Below are 19,268 nucleotides of genomic sequence, written 5' to 3'. Positions count from 1 at the left end.
GATAGTTAACTATTCTGGTGCATCTTAAAGACAAGACTCGTTAAAGAAATTATGATCTTTAGCGAGCTTGTCTTTTTTGTTTGCTAGAGAGAAGTATGAGGAGGAAATGTATGTTTTATCAAAAAGAAGTCAGTCAGGTTTTTAAAGAATGTCAGTCAAATCAAAATGGTTTAACTGATCAAGAGGTTGAACAACGTCATCAGCAATTTGGCTATAATGTGCTTGATGAAAAGAAAAAAGAAAGTCCTTTTGTGATTTTCTTGAAACAATTTCAAGATTTATTAGTTATTATTTTAATTATTGCCGCTATTATTTCAGGTGTTAGTGGGCAATTAGAAAGTACACTTGTTATTGTGGCAGTTATTATTGTGAATGCTATTTTAGGAACAGTGCAAACTCTAAAAGCAGAGAAATCACTAGAAAGTTTAAAGAAACTTTCAGTTCCTAAAGCCAAGGTCATTCGTAATGGCAGCATTCAAGAAATTGATTCTACTGAATTGACAATTGGTGATATCGTTCAGATTGAAGCTGGAGATATTATCAGTGGTGATGGCCGTATTATTCAATGTTCTTCATTACAAATTAATGAAAGTGCATTAACTGGAGAAGTGGAAAGTGTTGATAAGATCACTGATGTCATTCATGAAAAAGTCGTTGTTGGTGATCAAAAGAATATGGCCTTTTCTGGAAGTTTGGTGACAAATGGAACGGGACGTTATATTGTCACAAGTATTGGAATGCAAACAGAAATTGGGAAAATTGCTTCTATGCTTAATGAAGCTAAAGAAAGAAAAACACCACTACAAAAAAGTTTAGATGAATTTAGTGGTAAACTCTCTATTGGGATTATGATCATTTGTGTGATTGTATTATGTCTAAATCTTTTTTTAGCAAAACAGTCTTTACTTGATTCTTTAATGATTGCTGTTGCATTAGCAGTTGCAGCAATTCCTGAAGCATTAAGTTCTATTGTTACAATTGTATTGTCTATGAGTACACAAAAAATGGTCAAAGAAAATGCTATTATTAAAAATTTAAACTCAGTTGAGAGTTTAGGTTGTGTCTCTGTTATTTGTAGTGATAAAACAGGAACACTTACACAAAATAAGATGACTCCACAAACAATTTATTTTTATGATCAATTGATGAATATTTCTGATTTAGATAGTCGTCATCATGATCATAGTGTCTTATTAAAATCATGTATTCTTTGTAATAATGCAGTTATCAATGATGAACAAAGAATCGGTGATCCAACTGAATTAGCATTAATTGATTTAGTTAATGAATATACCCAAAATGATGCAGAATTTAAAAATACCGCAGTTAGAAAATATGAGTTACCTTTTGATTCTGATCGAAAACTTATGAGTGTTTCTTCACTCAATCATATTTACACAAAAGGTGCTCCTGATGTCATTATTAAAAGATGTACATCTATCTTGATTAATGGTCGAAAAGAAGTTCTTTCTAAAAGACATATCGATGCTATTCACAAAGAAAACCAGCGATGTGCTCATAATGGTTTACGTGTTTTAGGTTTTGCATATAAAGATTTTAATGGATCTCAAATCAAACTCGATGATGAACATGATTTAACATTTATTGGTTTAATTTCCTTAATGGATCCTCCAAGAGTAGAAAGTGCGTCAGCCGTTGAAAAATGTAAATTGGCTGGAATTAAACCAATTATGATTACTGGTGATCATGTTGTTACAGCAAGAAGTATTGCTAAAAAAATTGGTATTTATGAAGATGGGGACTTATCAATTGATGGTCAAGAACTTGACCATATGACTGAAAATGAACTAGATGAAAAGTTAACACATATCAGTGTTTACGCTCGAGTTGCTCCAGAACATAAAATTAGAATTGTGAAAGCATGGCAAAAACGTGGTGATATTGTTGCAATGACTGGTGATGGTGTCAATGATGCTCCTGCTTTAAAGCAAAGTGATATTGGTGTGGCAATGGGAATTACAGGAACAGAGGTTTCAAAAGATGCTGCGAGTATGATCTTAACTGATGATAACTTCTCAACAATCGTTAAAGCTGTTATCACTGGACGAAATGTTTATCGCAATATTAAGAATTCTATTAATTATTTGTTATCTGGGAATTTTGCTGGTATCCTCTGTGTTTTAATTGCATCATTGCTCTTATTACCTACTCCTTTCTTTCCAGTGCATCTCTTGTTTATGAACTTGATTACTGACTCTTTACCTGCTATTGCTATTGGTATGGAAGCGAGTCGTAATGATGTATTAAAAGAAAAACCAAGAAACTCTCAAGATTCTATTTTGAATAAGAATACAATTTCTCAGATTACTTATGAAGGTATTGTTATTGCGATTTGTACAATGTGTGCTTACTTAATGGGTTTAAAAGGTGATCCTTTAACAGCTTCAACAATGGCTTTTGCGACAATTTGTTTAGCTCGTTTACTACATGGTTTCAACTGTCGTAGTGACCAGCCATTAACAAAGATTGGACTCTTATCAAATAAATCTAGTGTTTATGCTTTCTTAATTGGATTTGCATTACTTCATGTGATTTTATTTGTTCCAGTTATGCATAGTTTATTCATGATTCATAGTATTTCAATTATTCAACTCTTATGCATTTATGGTTTTGCACTCATTCCTACATTCATCATTCAAGCTAAGAAAATGTTTGTAAAATAGTGAAAAGCACATCATAACCTTATTTGGTTTATCGATGTGCTTTCTTTTATAATATATTTAAAAATGTTTCATCCATCTGCATAAGATCCCAACATAATGAGATTATTGAATAATCTTTAAAAAGTTCAAGATTTTGTTTCAGTTTTGATTGGTCAGTTGAACATATCCCATCAATCGGATTGATTTCAATACCAGGAAAAACATGAGTTGGTAAATTAGATAAGAATTCTAACTGTTTTTTTATACTTTCATCACTAGCAGGATCATCATCCCAGTAATCTCTAAAACATTTGGAATCATCAAAATGCTGAACATATGCTTGATATTCATAACGCATACCTGCTGGAGCTTCTGTATATCGATACATCATGGGTTTAATAAAATCCACGACTTCACTTATCTTCTTTGTATTTTGTCCCACATGATAAGCTAAAAATGGAGCATAGATATCAGCACCAACAATCAAATGACGAGATGAAAAATAAGTTGTTAAAGCAATTATATAATCAGTAATAATATTGGCACGTTGCTTATAAAATGCGTCAACTTCTTGATGATCAAAATGATATATGCCTTCTTTATCATATTGACCAGCTAAAAGTGAATGGTCATGATTATGAATTAATAATTTTATTTCATCTAAATCAACTCCAGTCAGTTTCTCTTGACATGATTGACAAAAACAGCCAAAACCTTCTTCATATCCATTTGCAAAAGATGGGAAGCGTATTTTATCAATAAATACTCCATCAAAAGGAATATCAGAAAAATACTCTTCATAAATGCTAATGACATGATCAATATTTTGTTGAGTTCCTGGACAAGAAAAAGAAAAACTTTCATGTTCAATAACATTAACCCTTTCACCTTGCGTTCCATTCACTGTTGTTATCATTGTTATGTTTTTAAGTTGGTCTGTTTCAGATAAAACAGGTAGCCATAATAAGACTCTTATCCCCTTCTCATGAAAATAAGAAACCAATTGTTGATTCAATTTTTCATCAGTATTCCACCCTAATATGATATCACTGATTTTCAGTTTCTTTATTATCCGTTCAGCCTTTTCTTTGATTTCATCAAACGTATGCATCTGATGAACAAAACTACCTGTATGAAGTTGTAATGTGTAAGTATGACTCATATTTATGATATCCTCCTCTATTTTATATACATAGTATACAATGAAACAAATATCAGTGCCATAAATTCAGAGTGAAAATAAAAAACTATTATCTCTTGACGATAATAGTCCTGCCATTTTATCTTTCTGGCATCTGAAAATCAATCAGTGCCTTATTTAAAAAATCATTAAGAGGCTTCATATATTGAAATTCTTTTGCTGCTAATTTTACAAACGATTGATAATCATGCAATTCTCTATCAGCTATAAACTCTTCAACAAACATACTCTTATATTTTAAATAATCGCCATAAGGATGCTCAGAATCATATCCTCTAGGAACTTTTTTAAGCTTTGCACCTAAAAGTGAAAATCTTGATTGAAAATCAGAATGATTGACAATCTTATCAAGTTCTTCACCATGAATTAAAATATAATCTCTTATCATACTTGTTGCATCTTTAAATGTACTTGCAAATAACCCTCCTCCAAGCATAGTTCCATCATGAGGCTGAAGCGAAATAAAATAGCCTACTGGTATTGGTAATTTTCCTTTCGCAGATATGTGTGCCCGCATGACTGGATTATATGGTGATTTATCGGCACCAAAACGCGTATCTCTTACCATTTTAAAAGTTATATCCTTTGGATTAATATGTAGAATACTTTCATCAAAATTCCCTATTTCAAAAATAAGATCCTGTAAAAAATTTTCAAATTCTTGTAATATTTCTAATCGTTCCTGTTTATGATTATGATACCATTCACGATTATTATTCAATTCTAATTTAGATAAATAATCTAAAATTTTCTTCAAATCAGCCATTTCATTCTCCTAGTATTGTTTCATTTTTTTCATATGTGTTGAATTCATAATATCTTGGATAAATGCTTTCACTACAGATGGACATTGATATTTTGGTAATTCTTCAAAAACTGGCATTTTGTCTTCAAAAACCATCATAGAGTCCATGTAATCCTCTAATAATGATTGTTCTAGTCGTGGTAATTTCTGATATTCTAAATTTTTAGGATCTAAACGATGAGACTCAATAGCATAACATACTCGTTTTTGACAATCACAACAACCCGTTTCACTTAAGCCACAATTTTCACTTAAAAATTTTGCCATTTTCTTTCTTGCACGTGATAATTTCTGGCGATAGTTTTCAGGAGTCATATCTAATATTTCAGCAGCCATACGACTATCTATTTGAAACATCGTTCCTAATATAAATACACATCGTGTTTGTCCATCTAAGCATTGTAACATCACATTTGTACAAGATAATTTTAATTCTTTAGCTAGTTCTTCTTGACTCATACCCATTCTTATTTCTTCATGATCTTCTATATAACCAGCACGTATATCATTCGCATAATAGTCAAAGTCTAAAGGATATTTTGCAAACATTGATTTTTTATAATCAATTAAATAATGGGTTGCTATACGATAAACCCATGTATTAAATTGTGAAGCATAATGAAATGATGATAAATGAGTTATCACTTTTATTAATATATCTTGGGTTGCATCTTGAGCATCAGCAATTGTTCCTAACATTCTTAGTGAAAGGTTAAAAACAAAATCTTGAATATCTGATATAACTATTTCTAATGCTTTTTTATCTCCTTCTACTGCTAATTTAATAATTTCTTCTAATTCTTTATTTGTCATTCTTTTTCTCCTCTCTGTAATTAGACATGAATTTCATATTTTGTGACATTTATATAGTAAAATGGTATGACTTTTTTTAATCATACCATTAAATAACTTCTTTTTTCATATAAATATAGGGATAATACCATATATTATTGTAAATTAATTGATAACATTCTATCAAAATTATAATTGGTATCTTAAGTTAGTAGATTTATGCCAAATTCACCCTTGTATTTAACTATCTCATAATTTGTCAAAGTAATAAAGATAATACTACCAATTCATAACCTGAAAATTATCTTGTCACCATCAATATTTTCAAATGTCGAACTATGTCAATTTACAATCATTGACAGTTTAGAATATTTAATGCTATTCTTAAAGTAGATAAGACTAATCTTTAATAAATAGAAATGCTAATATAATAATCAAACTTCATAATTTATTAAATAATTATAAGAATATACAAAAAAATTCCCAATAACTCCCATTACAATCCCATTGAGATTTGTACAAGGTCTACAAAACTTTATAGAAAGGAGGAAAATGTCCTTGCATTATAATAACTAATGTAAAGTTTTTAAGTTATTCACAATTTTATACAAGGAGGGATTTATTTTGAAAAGAACAATTTCTATTTTTACAATCTTATTCTCGCTTTTCATAGCAATCAATTCTGTTTATGCTACTGATTCAAATACTGGAGTCAGTAATGAAGACGAAGTACAAGACCTTCCCCAAGAAGAGATTGATTCTAAAATAGCAGAAACAGAAAAAGAAGCGCTTAAGACAACTATGGCTACTAATAATCAAATAAGCCCTAGAGCAGCCTACAATGATCGTACTTATAGTATGTATGTAACTAACTTCAAGCAAGAGAAAACAACTTGGTGTGGACCTGCAGTTACTCGTCAGGCATTAAGTTTTCATAGAGCTTACAATCACATGACTATTTCTTTGCCATCTCAATCTACATTAGCTTCTAAATTAGGTACAATATCTGCTGGGGCTACATCTAGTGCTGCAATTGCCAATGTCATGAACAGTTACAAGACAACATTTCGCTTAAAACAGTCTTATACAGCTACAAACGTTTTAGATAAAACAAGTCCAAGTGCATTCTTTTCATCAGCACTTAAGTCTCAAATTAAAGGCGCTTATACTGCACCTATAATCTTAATAGACACTGGTCATGATTCAGGTATCTCTCAGTATAGAGGGGTTCGCTATAGACACTATAACACTATAAAAGCGGTAGTTGATAGAGAAAATTATTCAACTGGCACAAGTATAGTCATTAGTGCAACAAGAGTTGATCCTCATTATGACAATAAATACTATGGTGTATATAGCAATCCAATATCTCAAATCTATCAAGCGGTCACTCAAGCTGAAAGAAACGGATCTAATAAAGTTTTGGTATATTAGAATGATGAAACGAATAATTATTGTATTTCTTTTCATTCTATCAGGATGTACACCAGAAAAGAAGAATCCAGAGTCTCAAAAAGAACCACAAGCTGAAAACGTGAATATAGAATGCATTTATGAGATTCAAACACCATATATTGATATATGGTCTCCCAAGGTTATCGAACCTATGATTTATATGGGAGCATCTGACCGTAGTAAAAATTCAGATATTATTGATACGAGATTGCTAGTTGAATATAATATTGAAACCAAGAAAACAGAAATCCTATATGAAAGCGAGTATGACAGTGCAAATATTCAGGGAATAGAAGTTAACGACAATTGGCTCGTTTGGCAAGATATGGAGATATCTGGGACGCAGGACAATATTTATGTCATGAATAGAAAAACAAGAGAAACGAAAAAAGTGAATTCTATAAAAACCAGTGCTCCATCATTCACAATACCAGCTTTGATTGATGATTCAGTCTATTGGATTGAAGAAGAGGAATTAATAGATAATACAATTAAGGGCAGTATCAAGAGATATGATTGTATCAACGGTAAAGTAGATGTTATTTCTCAATTAAATAGTATAGGAGTTCATAATATTCATCTAGAAAGAAATGCAAACAAATTATTATGGAGTGATGAGAAAGATAACAAGTCATATTATTATATTTATGATACAACAAATGGTAAAAAAGATATAATTCAAGCATCATCAAATGCTGTAATGCATCCTATCTTAGTTGGTGATTATATTATTTCTATGGAGGCTAAAAACCACTCAGAAATTCATGATCTTTATATTTATAACATCAAAACAAAAGAAAGTAGAAAAAACAATCAATACATCAATGGTTATTATCGCTTTAACAATATGATTGTGTGTAATGACGGATTGATAACATCACTATTTTCTATTGATGAAGATTTAAGCATAACACCAAGAAAGGTATTTAGCAATCAGGCAGATAATTATGAAGTAACAAATGGTGAGTACATTATATTTTATAAAGAAAATGAAAAAGGAATTATAATATATATTTATGCTTCAAAAGATAATTAATCTGTATCATGACTAAATTAATACAATCATAAATAATATCTTATGACCTTTTCATTTCAAATAAATGCCCAACATATTCACTTGTGTGTTAGGCATTTTTAAATTATGAGAATGTAACTAGTGTTTTCAATAAGATTTGAGAAAATTTATAAAAATTAAATCATTTTTATTGATATTGTCCAGTAAAAGCTAACAATATCAATATATTTTACAATACATATTAAGCTATTTTTTTCTTCATATAAACATGAGGACAATACTCATCTAGATATTCTTCACCAAAATTAATATACCCATTTTTTTGATAAAAAGATTTTGCTCTGACTTGAGCTGATAAACAAACAGTTTGATAATTCAATTCTTTAGCCTTTAATTCTAATACGTGCAATATATCACTTCCAATGTGTAATGCTCTATATTCTTTTAAAACTGCTATTCTTCCTAAAATCATATTCTCTCTTTCAGGATACATTCTGGCACAGCCAATTGGTTCATTATCTTGATAAACAACGAGGTGTAAACTTCTTTGATCAATATCATCAAATTCATTTTCAAATCCTTGTTCTTCAACAAATACTTTTTGTCTAATCATTTTAGCATCTTCTATTAATTCTTTATAAAACACAAACTTCATCTTTAATCTCCTTTGGAAAAAATACTTTCTTATCTGATTTATACAATTTAGAGTTTAAGATAGCTGAAACAATTTCCGATTTGCTTGGTAATGGTGATAATTCACCACTAGGAGATAATATTTCAATTTCACTTAATTCTCCACTCTCTCCATAATGTAAATATGGTACCTGCTTTTGATTATCACTAATAATATAGTAACGAGGGTCATATCCTAATGAAGATGATATATGTTTGATATCATCAAGTTCTTCTTGATTTCTTAATTGTTTATATTTAAATAATTTTCGATTTAGAAATCTTGCTGATAAATCTTTCAAAATAAAATCATCTTCATTCATAAACTCTCTAAAGTAATACAAAACAACTGCTTCATCTAATCTTGTAAAATCATCAACAGTTAATTCATCATATAAAAAAGGTAATAAATACTTCAAATCTGTTTTGTAAGAATATCCTTCTGAGAATAAATCTTTAACACGCTGAAACACACTTTGTAATAAATGTTCATAGCTTCTTGCAGTTGGATGATAATAAACCTGCCAATACATGTGATATCTCGCTAAAATATAATTTTCTATAGCCTGAACACCAGACTCTTTATAAACTATCTTTCCATCACAGATTCTCATTGTTCTAAGAATACGAGACATATCAAATTGTCCATACGTTGTCCCTGTCATATAAGAATCTCTTAGTAAATAATCCATACGATCAGCATCAAGCTGACTAGATACCATTTGAATAAGAATCTGATTTTTATGTGTATGTTGAATAATAGCTGCAATATCCGTTGGCAAATCTTCATGAACTGTTATCAAGATATTATGAACTTCGCTGTCTTCTAAAATCATTCTCACAGTTATATTTTCATGATCTTCTTTAAATACGCCTTCAAAAGAATGAGAAAACGGACCATGTCCAATATCATGTAACAAACCAGCACACATGACACATAATTTATCATAATCATTTAATTCATTATCTAAACATTCTGTTTCCAACATTCTGCGTACAACTTGATAAACACCTAATGAATGTACAAAGCGGGAATGTTCTGCACTCTGAAAAACCTGATAGGTTCCTCCTAATTGTTTGACTCTTCTTAATCTCTGCATTTCTTGTGAATTGATCAAATGCCAAATAACCAAATGATCAACATGAATGTAATCATGAATAGCATCTCTTAGTACCCTTTTTTCATTCATTTCTATATCTCTTAATGAAAAATTTTCTTTATTCATATTTTCACCTTCTTTACTATATTTTACCAAATCCTAAGTAGCGAAGTCTATTCTTTATTGACAAATCAAAAAGATTGTTTGAGTTTAAAAATAGGCGTATACTATATATATAGGAGGAAAGAATAATGTTAGATAAGAAAGTTGCTGATCTTTTAAATGATCAAATCAACAAAGAAATGTATTCAGCTTATTTGTATTTGGATTTTGCAAATTTTTATACGCATAAAGGTTTAAATGGTTATGCCAACTGGTATAATGTGCAAGCGAAAGAAGAGATGGATCATGCGATGGGGATTTTGCAGTACTTACAAGATAATGATTATGAAGTGACTCTATCAGCAATTGCAAAACCTGATAAAGTCCTTGATAAACTTGATGATGCTCTTAAATATGGTTTAGAACACGAACAATATGTGACAAGTTTAATTCACAACATATATGACGCTGCTCATAGTGTGAAAGATTATCGTACCATGAAATTCCTTGACTGGTATGTGAGTGAACAAGGTGAAGAAGAAAAAAATGCAACTGAACTTATAACTCAATTTGAATTATTTGGTCATGATCCAAAATCTCTTTATTCTTTAAACAATGAACTTATGCAAAGAACTTATACACAAAGCTCTATATTAGTTACTGAATAGACCAAAAGGTCTTTTCTTTTTGGTATAGACTTTGATATAATAATGAGTAAGGAGGATTTATATGTACAATAAAATTAATGAAGCTTATAAGTATATTTTCGAACAATATAGTCAACCTATTGACATTGCAATTATTTTAGGATCAGGTTTAGGACCATTAGCTGATGAAATTGAAAACCCTATTGTTATTGATTACCAGGATATTCCTTTCTTTCCCAAATCAACAATTCCAGGTCATGAAGGAAAACTTTATATTGGGAAAATTGCTGGTAAAACTGTCTGTGCTATGAAAGGTCGTTTCCATTATTATGAAGGGCATGATATGGATATTGTGACTTTACCAATCCGTGTTTTTGCAAAACTAGGTATTCAATATCTGTTTGTAACAAATGCTTGTGGTGGTATCAGAGAAGATTTAAACCCAGGACAAATTACATTGATTACTGATCATATTGGATTTATGGCACCAAGTGCTTTACGTGGTCCAAATTTAGATGAATTCGGTCCTCGTTTTAAAGATATGACAGAAGTTTATTCAAAAGATCTAAGACAGATTGCAAAAAATGCTGCTGAAAAAACAAATGTGAATTTAAAAGAAGGTGTTTATTGTTTCTTTAAAGGACCAATGTTTGAAACACCTGCTGAAATTAGAGCACTGAAAGTGATTGGTGCTGATATGGTTGGAATGTCAACTGTTCCAGAAGCAATCGTTGCTAGACATTCAGGAATGACAACCTTAGGTATTTCTTTAGTGACGAATAAAGCTGCTGGGCTTGGTGCAAATGAATTAGACCATAAAGAAGTTATGGAAGCTGCAAACTTAGCTGAAGTCAATCTTGTCAAATTAACAAAACAAATTATTAAAGATATGTAAAAACAAGGACCTTGCATCTTCAGATGTAAAGTCCTTTTGTTATGTTTACAATTATGTTTTTATTTATAAATCTTATAATGGCAAATCACGTTTTTGAAAAATACGACATGCAATGATAGCCATAAGAATCGCAGCTACAAACAAGATGACTATATTGATAAGTGCCATTGAATCAAAACCAGTTAATCCTGTGGCATCAAACAAGGTTAATGGTGTTAAATATTTTAAGAAATCCATTTTATCTCCAATTTGTGATAACATCTGGATAAGAATAAATACCAATCCAAGTCCTGCACCAATACCAATAGAAAACTTTGTTTCATTAAAACTACAAGCAAATAGAAAACACATAGTCGCAAGAAATGCATGTAAAGCATATAACCCTAAATTCAATGTCAATAACTCTTTTAAAGGAATAAGTTCATCAAACATAATCTGTCCACTCATTAATATAAGCCCAGTGACATAGACAACTAAAATCAATAATCCCCCTAATAAGACAATAAGTTGGGTTATGATAACACTGAATCGACTTCTTGGTGTTGCTAATAAATACGCCATAGAACCTTTGTCAATATAACGTGCAACTAAACGCTGACACATAATAATTGTAAAGACAAAAGGTATTGCAATCAAAATAAATCCATAAAGATAATTCGTAATTAGATCTAAAAGAGTTGTTCCTGGATTTGACATTCCAAAAGCAGAAAAGATTTCTGGCATACTTTTAGCTAACATATTCATACTTTCACCAAGTTTTGGATCATACATAGCCACAATAATAACTGAATACATCGATAATAATGCCATAAAAATTATTAAGATAAGAAGATTAGCCTTGAATTCTTTTTTTAATAATGTCCCAATCATGATTGATTCCCTCCATAATAATGTAAGAATAACTCTTCAAGTGATTGTACCCTTACACTCAAATCATCAATAGTATACTGTGATAACGCTTTGATTAAAGTATCTGCACTTCCTTGAAGAGAAAGTGAGACAACGGTATCTCTGACTTGACTCTCAGGATATTGTTGATGGAATAAAGTTGCTTCTTTCACATCATGGAAACAAATCTCATAATATTTTCGACGACTATGTCTTAAATCTTCCATCTTTTCAGTTGCTACAATTTCACCTTCTTTAATAATGACAACACGATCACAAGTATGCTCTACTTCTTCAAAAATATGTGATGACATTAAAATTGTCTTACCTTCTTTTTTTGCCTTATGAATCAGTTCAACAAATTTATTTTGCATTAATGGATCTAATCCACTTGTAGGCTCATCTAAAATCAAAATGGGTGCATCTTGCATAAATGCAATCACAAGACCAATCTTTTGTTTCATTCCTTTAGACATTTTCTTCATTTTATTTTTAGGATTCAATTCTAAAAATTCTATTAATTCCTTGGCCTTACTCATATCTTGAATATTTTTCATATTTGCTACAAACTCAATAAAATCCATTCCTGTCATATCATCCATAAAGGCAATTTCTCCAGGTAAATAACCTAATTGCGCTTGAACTTCAGGAGCGTTTTTAAAACAATCCATCCCCTGTATATGAACAGTTCCCTGATCTGGTTTAATAAATCCCATTAATTGACGGATTGTTGTTGTCTTCCCAGCCCCATTTGGTCCCAAGAACCCTAAGACTTCACCCTTCTCTACAGTAAAATTCACATCAAAGACACCCTGATGATTGCCATAGTCTTTAGTGATTCCATTGACTTCTATTACACTCATAAATATTCCTCCTTATAACACATCTTTTTAAACATATTTTTCCAACTATTAAAATCAACTAACATATCTTCTACACTAATATCTTGCTGTGTTCTTTGTTTATCCAGCATATATCCATCTATCATCCACAATAACATTTGATAGATTTGCTGTGGATCAATTTCGTCTCTAAATTTACTCCAATCTGTATTTTTAAAATATATATCAAATGTTGTTGAAATTGTTTCTTCAATCATATGATTAATATCTTCAGTGACCGCCTCTTTTTGTGAATAATAAGCCTTCATAACAAAGCTCATTAGATAAGGATAATCTACAATCATTCTCATTTTTAATGCTGCACCACAATCCATAATATCAAAAAAATCTGTAATTTCTTGAATTCTACTACTATTAATATAATCCAGCATCAATTCTGCACAATAATCATATAAATATAAGTAAAAGCTTTTTTTGTTATGGAAGTAATAAAATAACAATCCTTTTGATATTTCTGCTCTTGCTGCAATATCATCAGTACTTGCACTTTTATATCCATACTTACCAAAATATTCCATACCAGCATTAATAATTTTCAATTGTTTTTCTTTTGGTAATTCAAGAAATTTCTCATTCATAAATGATCCCCCCCTTTAACCAAATGAGTCAAACTCTTCTAGTCAATTCTTATTGTACTTCATTGACTATTTTTTACAACCCCATCTCTTCACGAAATAAACAAAAGAGGTACTCTAGAGTACCTCTTGAAAACGATAAATCTGTTGTATATATGGATATTTTTCTTTATCTACTTTTGATATAAACATATCATATGGTCTTGCATATATTTTATCTTGATCATGAAGATCTTGATAAATGACCATTGTTTCATTTGTCTCTGTGTGCATTGCTATACACAAAACCAAATATTGATGACCTTTAAAATGTTTATAAACTTTCCCCACATGAACTTCCTGCATTGGTTTCTCCTATAAAAACTCTTTTAATTCTTCTATATATCTTTTTGAAATATCTTCAAAATCATCAGCAAAAGCTTTGATTTTTGGATCAACATTCTCCTCTTTATTTAAAAGATGAGTCATTGTCATAATAGCTTGATTACTACCTTCTGTTAGCATTTTTGCTATTTTAGCATCATCACTTAAAATAGTTTTCATTTCAATCATTGATTCTAACATAAATTTATTTTTCACTTCATCTTCTGTATGAGGAAATGTCTGCATAATTTTTTCTTTTAAATCATCATAATTTTTTCTTTGATGAACAGCAATTTCTTTCAACTTTCTGTTCTCAATCTTATCAACCAAATGATCAATTGCAATCTTTCCCATATTTAAACCATTAATTAATTCTTCTATACATGTATCATTATTCATATCTATCACCATTTATAGTATGGCTTATATTGCTTTTAAATATTCATACTTTATCCAGCCAACTTGATTTTTATAAATAACATATGCATATTCATCATAGACACCTAAAAGTTTAACATATTCTCCTGATAAAGCAGAAATCATAAAATCCGTATAATCATCTAAACAATATGTTTTATTTTTTTTCTGATATAAAAATTCATTTTTAATAAGTAATCTTTGATGGGTTTCAGCTTGATAACATTCAGAAAATTGTGACCCACTTTTTTCAACCTTGACTTCAAAATGAGGATAACCTATTTTATGAACATATTCCATTGGTTCATAAACATCTTCAATAATCCAATAAATTGGTAATGGCTGAACATGTTCACATGTATACTGAATCTGATTGTTTTGACTTTCAATAATTAAAGCATTCAACTGTGAAACTGCTTTAACTCCTGTTCCACCATCTATACAAATGATCTTTTTCTTTTGATCAATAATAATATCATTACATATATGGTCTGCAAAATAATTGGAAGTTGGCAAATGTCCAACAATAACTGTTTCATCTAATATATGTCCTTCATCATAAAAATACTGCATCTCTAATAAAGAAGATAATGAACTCTCTTGATAATCTTTTCTTTTTTCTACACCAGCATGAACAAATATAAATTGATTGAATTTTAATGTAACTGGTAAATGAGAAATAAATTGAATTTCTTCTTTTAAATACTCTGCGAGTTTCTTTTGAACACCAAGCATTGTTTCACTACCGTCATCTAAATGAAGTAGATGATAGACATCTCGAATACATCCATTTGTAGAAACTCTTTCTAAGTATTGAGGGATTTGCCCTGCCAGTTCTGGAACTGTTAACAATGCATCAAGTGCCCACTCACAATTCCCTGCAAGTACAAAAGTTCTTTTGTTTTGACTTAATTGTTTAACATAATGGATTGTCTCTATAACTTGATCACCTTTTTCTACAAAGTCACCTAAAATAATTAAATAATCATCTGGTGTGTATTTGACTTTTTGTAGAAGTGCTTTGAATCGATCTAAGTGTCCATGAATATCGCTTATAACAATCAAACGATAATCACCTTTTATACTCTTTTTTATATGTTTTGGAGTTATCATCATATCACTTCCTTAGTATTAGTATACACTATTTATGAAAATGATGAATACAATTTTTTATGACTTCTCGTTTATTGCTTTATAAACAAAAGATTTATTTTCTAATAATCTTCTTTTGGCTTCTTCAATATTACAATTTAAAAGTTTCATAACAATAGCATATTTAGGTTTTTGCTCAGATTTTAGAAAAACATCTCTTGCTGATTCATAATCACATTCACATGCTTCCATGATCATTTGTATTGATCTTTCTATGAGTTTTTCATTTGATGCATGTAAATCAACCATTAAGTTTTGATAAGTTTTTCCTATCCCAATCATAGAAACAGTTGATAACATATTTAAAACAAGTTTTTGAGCAGTTCCTGCTTTTAAACGTGTTGAACCTGTAATAACTTCAGGTCCAGTTTCAACCTCAATTGCTATATCGGCAATCTTTCCAATTGCACTTTGATGATTACAAGCCACCGCAACTGTATAGGCTCCTAAATCTTTTGCTTTTGTTAATGCCCCTAATGTATGAGGCGTTCTTCCACTTGCTGCAATCCCCACCACAACATCCTTATCTGTCACATGAGCATGAGCAATATCTTTTTGACCTTGATCAAAACTATCTTCCACACCTTCCTGTGCCTTGACAAATGCAGTCTCACCACCAGCAATCAAACCTTGGACTTCATATGTTGTAGAAAAGGTAGGTGGGCATTCAACTGCATCCAACACCCCTAGTCTTCCACTTGTTCCACTTCCTATATAGATAAGTCTACCTCCTCTTTGTAAGGCGGATATTATATGTTGAATAGCGATTTCAATATGCTCAATTTCTTTTTTTACACATAAAGGAACCTGGCAGTCTTCCTCATTCATAATTTCCAGACATTCCCGAATACTCATCTGGTCCAATGAAAATGTATGAGGATTTCTTTGTTCAGTTGTTAATTGTTTAAGATTCACTTTCATAGTGATTATACCTCTCTTTCATTGTAGATAATGGAACAAGACGAATAGATGTACTTCCATCAATAGACTCTAAAGCTTCTACATACTCAGGATGAACAAACCCAATCACATTGACTCTTGCATCACTTGGCAAATCACATTTTAAGATTTGAACTTCTCCACAATATCTTCCCATAAGATGATTGTCAATGGTGATATCACCTTTTTTCCTTCTATCATTATGATAAATATCAATATCTTTGACTCTTGGCGTCTGAAGTCTAATGACTGCTTCAGACAAATCATCTCGACATGTCAATATTTGGTTATAATAATGTTTATATCTTTCATCAAGATGAACCTTTAATGTCAATATATGATGCTCCATATAATCTTTGATATATTTCAATGTTTCATATTGAATTCGGCTATCACCTATCATAATATCATCTATCTGATATTTTTTCATTAATTCAAGAGAAGCAACATAGGGATGTATATCCCTATGTTTTTCTAATGTAGGTAATCCTTCATATAAAGGAAATCTCTTTAAGTCATCACCACAAACAAAAGCCTGTATTTTTAAACCATATTTATGAAAGAGAGCATTTTTTTCTCGAAATGTCTCTACTGATAAACCCGTATGAGTCTTAGGGTAGAAATTATGTGATAATATGAATTGATGAAGTTGAATACCAGACTTCTCTGCTTCTATTAATAATGATTCATTAACAACACTCGCATTTAATATAATCTCAAAGTCTTTTGATAATTGTTTTATATTCTCTATATCATCAAATCCATAATCTAATCTTAAAGCCTGAATGCCCATCTGCTTCAATGCAGAAAAATCACCTAACTTTAAGTTTAATTTTTCAAAAGTAACAGGAGATACATCAGGAACAATTTTCAATTCTAAATCTTGACAAAGTAAAATAAATTGAGGGAGTTTTTTATCTAATTGACTATAATCTTCTTCAGGTATATGTAAAGATGTAAAGACATATTGAATACCTATTTGGGCACAAGTTTTAATATACTGCTCATCTAAATCTTGAAAATATACTGAAATTCCTAACATATTTATATTCTCCTTTACTTATTCATTATCAAAAAGCGGAGCATGCATATAAGCTTTAACAGGATGAGGACATCCACCTTCTATAGCTCGAACTTTTAACTGAGCCTGATAATATTCCTGATAAGGGACAGTATTCACTTGACCATTAAAAATAGTATAGTTTTTCAAAGCATTAAACCAAGTTTCAACAATAATATCATCTAGTGAAACATAGCATGTAGGAATAAATCCTATCAGATCTTCACAATTTTCACCATACAGCAATTGAATAGAATGACCTTCTTGTCTCAATTGCAAAACAGCTTGCGTAACTGTTTCATATGTATAGTAGTGACGAGGGTGCATCGTTCCACGCCAATGTGTAATTACACAATCAACTTTTTCTTCTCTCATATAGGCTTTTAGAATTTTTATAAATTCATTTTGAGCTGGTACGGTTGCAGATGTGTATCCCATATTATAAATATCACACCCCATCTTTTCAGCCACTAACTGATTCTCTTTTCTTATATTTTCCAGATAGGCTAACTTTTCTTGTTCAGTGACCTGATTGCCTTCTAATCTTCCTTCAGTGACATTAACCATTGTGCAATGAGCACCTTTTTGAGCATATTTAATCATCAGTGGTCCACCCATGAGTTCTGCATCTAAATGATGCCCACCAATACTTATAATCCTATTATATTTCATCTTGAATAACCTTTCTATATAAATGATATGTTCTTAATACTTTCATTTGATGACGATCGTAAAATCTTTGTGCTGCACCACTTGTCCATAAGAAGTACAGATAAGGAATACCTCTAGATTTCATATCATACATCATACATTCAAACAAAACGCCTCCAATACCTTTGGATCTTAATGATTCATGAATTCCTACAGGTCCAAATCGTGCATCATTCCCATCAATCTTTCGCATACAAAAACCTAAAATATGTTCATCTTGATCTATACAAAGGAGAATTGTTTTTTCAGCCTCTTTCTTTTGCATAGCCATTAAGACATTTCTTTTCCAACCAGAGCCAAACTCTTTAAGCACAAAATCCAATAAATTTAACATATATTTCTTTTGATAAGGAATGATGTGAATTCCTTCTGTTTCTAAGTCTTTACGTTTTGTTTTTATATTTTCAGACATTTGAAAATCCCAAAGGTCTCTTTGCATACTTACTGCCTGATTTTGATATTGATAACCATGCTTCTCAAAGAATAACAATCCTTCTTGATAACGTATATCAATACCAGGTGTAAAATAATTTGGACTATAAGCACATAATGTTATTTCTTTAACACCTTGTTTTTCAAATTCTTTCTCAAGGCATTGGACAAGTTTTGAAGCTATGCCTTGATGACGTAAATGAGCATCAACTGCAATCATATTTATCCAGCCACGTGTTGGTTCTAATCCTCTTTCTAGATAAGGAATTTTTCTTTTAATGCCAAAGCAAAATGCTATAATTTTATCTTCAACAATAGCAACTTTTAAAAGTTGAGGATCAAAATTATCATCTAATAAAATCATATCTGTAAATCTTTCTTCATTTATCAAATCATAAATAAGGTTTTCATTCCAACATCTTAATACCTGCTGTAAATATTCCATTTGAAATGATTGAATTTGAACATTCATTATTATCCCA

General features: G+C 30.6%; 20 protein-coding genes. 5 read left to right on the top strand and 15 right to left on the bottom strand.

Annotation, left to right across the window (positions count from 1 at the left end; translation table 11 throughout):
• Window positions 1-110: 110 nt before the first annotated feature.
• Window positions 111-2,684 carry a cation-translocating P-type ATPase gene (locus AC5M21_RS04995; protein ID WP_008787579.1) on the top strand — a complete coding sequence of 858 codons (2,574 nt, stop codon included), beginning with the start codon at window positions 111-113 and terminating at the stop codon, window positions 2,682-2,684.
• A gap of 46 nt (window positions 2,685-2,730) precedes the next feature.
• Here AC5M21_RS04995 and AC5M21_RS04990 read toward each other — a convergent pair whose 3' ends face one another.
• From AC5M21_RS04990 to AC5M21_RS04980, 3 genes are all read right to left on the bottom strand, one after another.
• Complete coding sequence (locus AC5M21_RS04990; protein ID WP_008787578.1) at window positions 2,731-3,825, bottom strand: putative glycoside hydrolase; 1,095 nt, start codon at window positions 3,823-3,825, stop codon at window positions 2,731-2,733.
• A gap of 118 nt (window positions 3,826-3,943) precedes the next feature.
• Window positions 3,944-4,630, bottom strand: coding sequence for a DUF2461 domain-containing protein (locus AC5M21_RS04985; protein ID WP_008787577.1), 687 nt, complete (start codon window positions 4,628-4,630; stop codon window positions 3,944-3,946).
• A 9-nt stretch (window positions 4,631-4,639) separates the two neighbouring features.
• Entirely contained in the window at window positions 4,640-5,482 is an 843-nt protein-coding gene (locus tag AC5M21_RS04980; RefSeq protein ID WP_008787576.1) for an RNA polymerase sigma factor, read from the bottom strand.
• Between the two features lie 780 nt (window positions 5,483-6,262).
• Between AC5M21_RS04980 and AC5M21_RS04975 the strand changes: the two genes are divergently transcribed.
• Together AC5M21_RS04975 and AC5M21_RS04970 are read left to right on the top strand one after the other, a co-directional pair.
• Entirely contained in the window at window positions 6,263-6,895 is a 633-nt protein-coding gene (locus AC5M21_RS04975) for a C39 family peptidase (protein WP_278559930.1), read from the top strand.
• Between the two features lies 1 nt (window position 6,896).
• On the top strand, window positions 6,897-7,952 hold the full coding sequence (locus AC5M21_RS04970; RefSeq protein ID WP_008787574.1) for a hypothetical protein: 1,056 nt from the start codon (window positions 6,897-6,899) through the stop codon (window positions 7,950-7,952).
• Between the two features lie 220 nt (window positions 7,953-8,172).
• Here the strand turns inward: AC5M21_RS04970 and AC5M21_RS04965 are convergent, their stop codons facing one another.
• Together AC5M21_RS04965 and AC5M21_RS04960 are read right to left on the bottom strand one after the other, a co-directional pair.
• Window positions 8,173-8,586, bottom strand: a complete 414-nt coding sequence (locus AC5M21_RS04965; protein WP_054689100.1) for a GNAT family N-acetyltransferase — start codon at window positions 8,584-8,586, stop codon at window positions 8,173-8,175.
• Complete coding sequence (locus tag AC5M21_RS04960) at window positions 8,567-9,829, bottom strand: HD domain-containing protein (protein ID WP_008787572.1); 1,263 nt, start codon at window positions 9,827-9,829, stop codon at window positions 8,567-8,569. The genes AC5M21_RS04965 and AC5M21_RS04960 overlap by 20 nt, the downstream gene beginning before the upstream one ends.
• Window positions 9,830-9,954: 125 nt before the next feature.
• On the opposite strand from AC5M21_RS04960, the gene AC5M21_RS04955 reads away from it, so the two are divergent.
• Window positions 9,955-10,473 carry a ferritin gene (locus tag AC5M21_RS04955; protein ID WP_008787571.1) on the top strand — a complete coding sequence of 173 codons (519 nt, stop codon included), beginning with the start codon at window positions 9,955-9,957 and terminating at the stop codon, window positions 10,471-10,473.
• 61 nt (window positions 10,474-10,534) lie between these two features.
• Window positions 10,535-11,347, top strand: a complete 813-nt coding sequence (locus AC5M21_RS04950) for a purine-nucleoside phosphorylase (protein ID WP_008787570.1) — start codon at window positions 10,535-10,537, stop codon at window positions 11,345-11,347.
• 72 nt (window positions 11,348-11,419) lie between these two features.
• On the opposite strand, the gene AC5M21_RS04945 is transcribed toward AC5M21_RS04950, so the two are convergent.
• The 10 genes from AC5M21_RS04945 to AC5M21_RS04900 all read right to left on the bottom strand — a co-directional run bounded on the left by AC5M21_RS04945 (window position 11,420) and on the right by AC5M21_RS04900 (window position 19,258).
• Window positions 11,420-12,217, bottom strand: a complete 798-nt coding sequence (locus AC5M21_RS04945) for a DUF2705 family protein (protein ID WP_017143891.1) — start codon at window positions 12,215-12,217, stop codon at window positions 11,420-11,422.
• Complete coding sequence (locus AC5M21_RS04940) at window positions 12,214-13,098, bottom strand: ABC transporter ATP-binding protein (protein ID WP_008787568.1); 885 nt, start codon at window positions 13,096-13,098, stop codon at window positions 12,214-12,216. Before AC5M21_RS04940 ends, AC5M21_RS04945 begins: the two co-directional genes overlap by 4 nt.
• Window positions 13,095-13,715: a TetR/AcrR family transcriptional regulator gene (locus AC5M21_RS04935; protein ID WP_008787567.1), complete on the bottom strand. Its 621-nt coding sequence runs from the start codon at window positions 13,713-13,715 to the stop codon at window positions 13,095-13,097. Before AC5M21_RS04935 ends, AC5M21_RS04940 begins: the two co-directional genes overlap by 4 nt.
• Before the next feature lie 114 nt (window positions 13,716-13,829).
• Entirely contained in the window at window positions 13,830-14,057 is a 228-nt protein-coding gene (locus tag AC5M21_RS04930) for a DUF1653 domain-containing protein (RefSeq protein ID WP_008787566.1), read from the bottom strand.
• Window positions 14,058-14,066: 9 nt separating this feature from the next.
• Window positions 14,067-14,474: a hypothetical protein gene (locus AC5M21_RS04925; RefSeq protein WP_017143892.1), complete on the bottom strand. Its 408-nt coding sequence runs from the start codon at window positions 14,472-14,474 to the stop codon at window positions 14,067-14,069.
• Window positions 14,475-14,498: 24 nt separating this feature from the next.
• Window positions 14,499-15,605 carry a metallophosphoesterase gene (locus tag AC5M21_RS04920; protein WP_017143893.1) on the bottom strand — a complete coding sequence of 369 codons (1,107 nt, stop codon included), beginning with the start codon at window positions 15,603-15,605 and terminating at the stop codon, window positions 14,499-14,501.
• Window positions 15,606-15,662: 57 nt separating this feature from the next.
• Entirely contained in the window at window positions 15,663-16,565 is a 903-nt protein-coding gene (murQ, locus tag AC5M21_RS04915; protein ID WP_008787563.1) for an N-acetylmuramic acid 6-phosphate etherase, read from the bottom strand.
• Window positions 16,549-17,625, bottom strand: a complete 1,077-nt coding sequence (locus AC5M21_RS04910) for a MupG family TIM beta-alpha barrel fold protein (protein WP_008787562.1) — start codon at window positions 17,623-17,625, stop codon at window positions 16,549-16,551. The genes murQ and AC5M21_RS04910 overlap by 17 nt, the downstream gene beginning before the upstream one ends.
• Window positions 17,626-17,643: 18 nt before the next feature.
• The gene (locus tag AC5M21_RS04905; protein ID WP_008787561.1) at window positions 17,644-18,315 is read right to left on the bottom strand and encodes a PIG-L deacetylase family protein; all 672 of its coding nucleotides are present in this window, start codon (window positions 18,313-18,315) and stop codon (window positions 17,644-17,646) included.
• A complete protein-coding gene (locus tag AC5M21_RS04900) occupies window positions 18,305-19,258 on the bottom strand; it encodes a GNAT family N-acetyltransferase (protein ID WP_008787560.1) in 954 nt (317 codons plus the stop codon). Before AC5M21_RS04900 ends, AC5M21_RS04905 begins: the two co-directional genes overlap by 11 nt.
• Window positions 19,259-19,268: the final 10 nt, after the last annotated feature.

This window comes from Coprobacillus sp. (genome assembly GCF_984815275.1).
The sequence above is the reverse complement of the archived record's forward strand: the minus strand, read 5'-3'. Positions and strand labels throughout refer to the sequence as shown.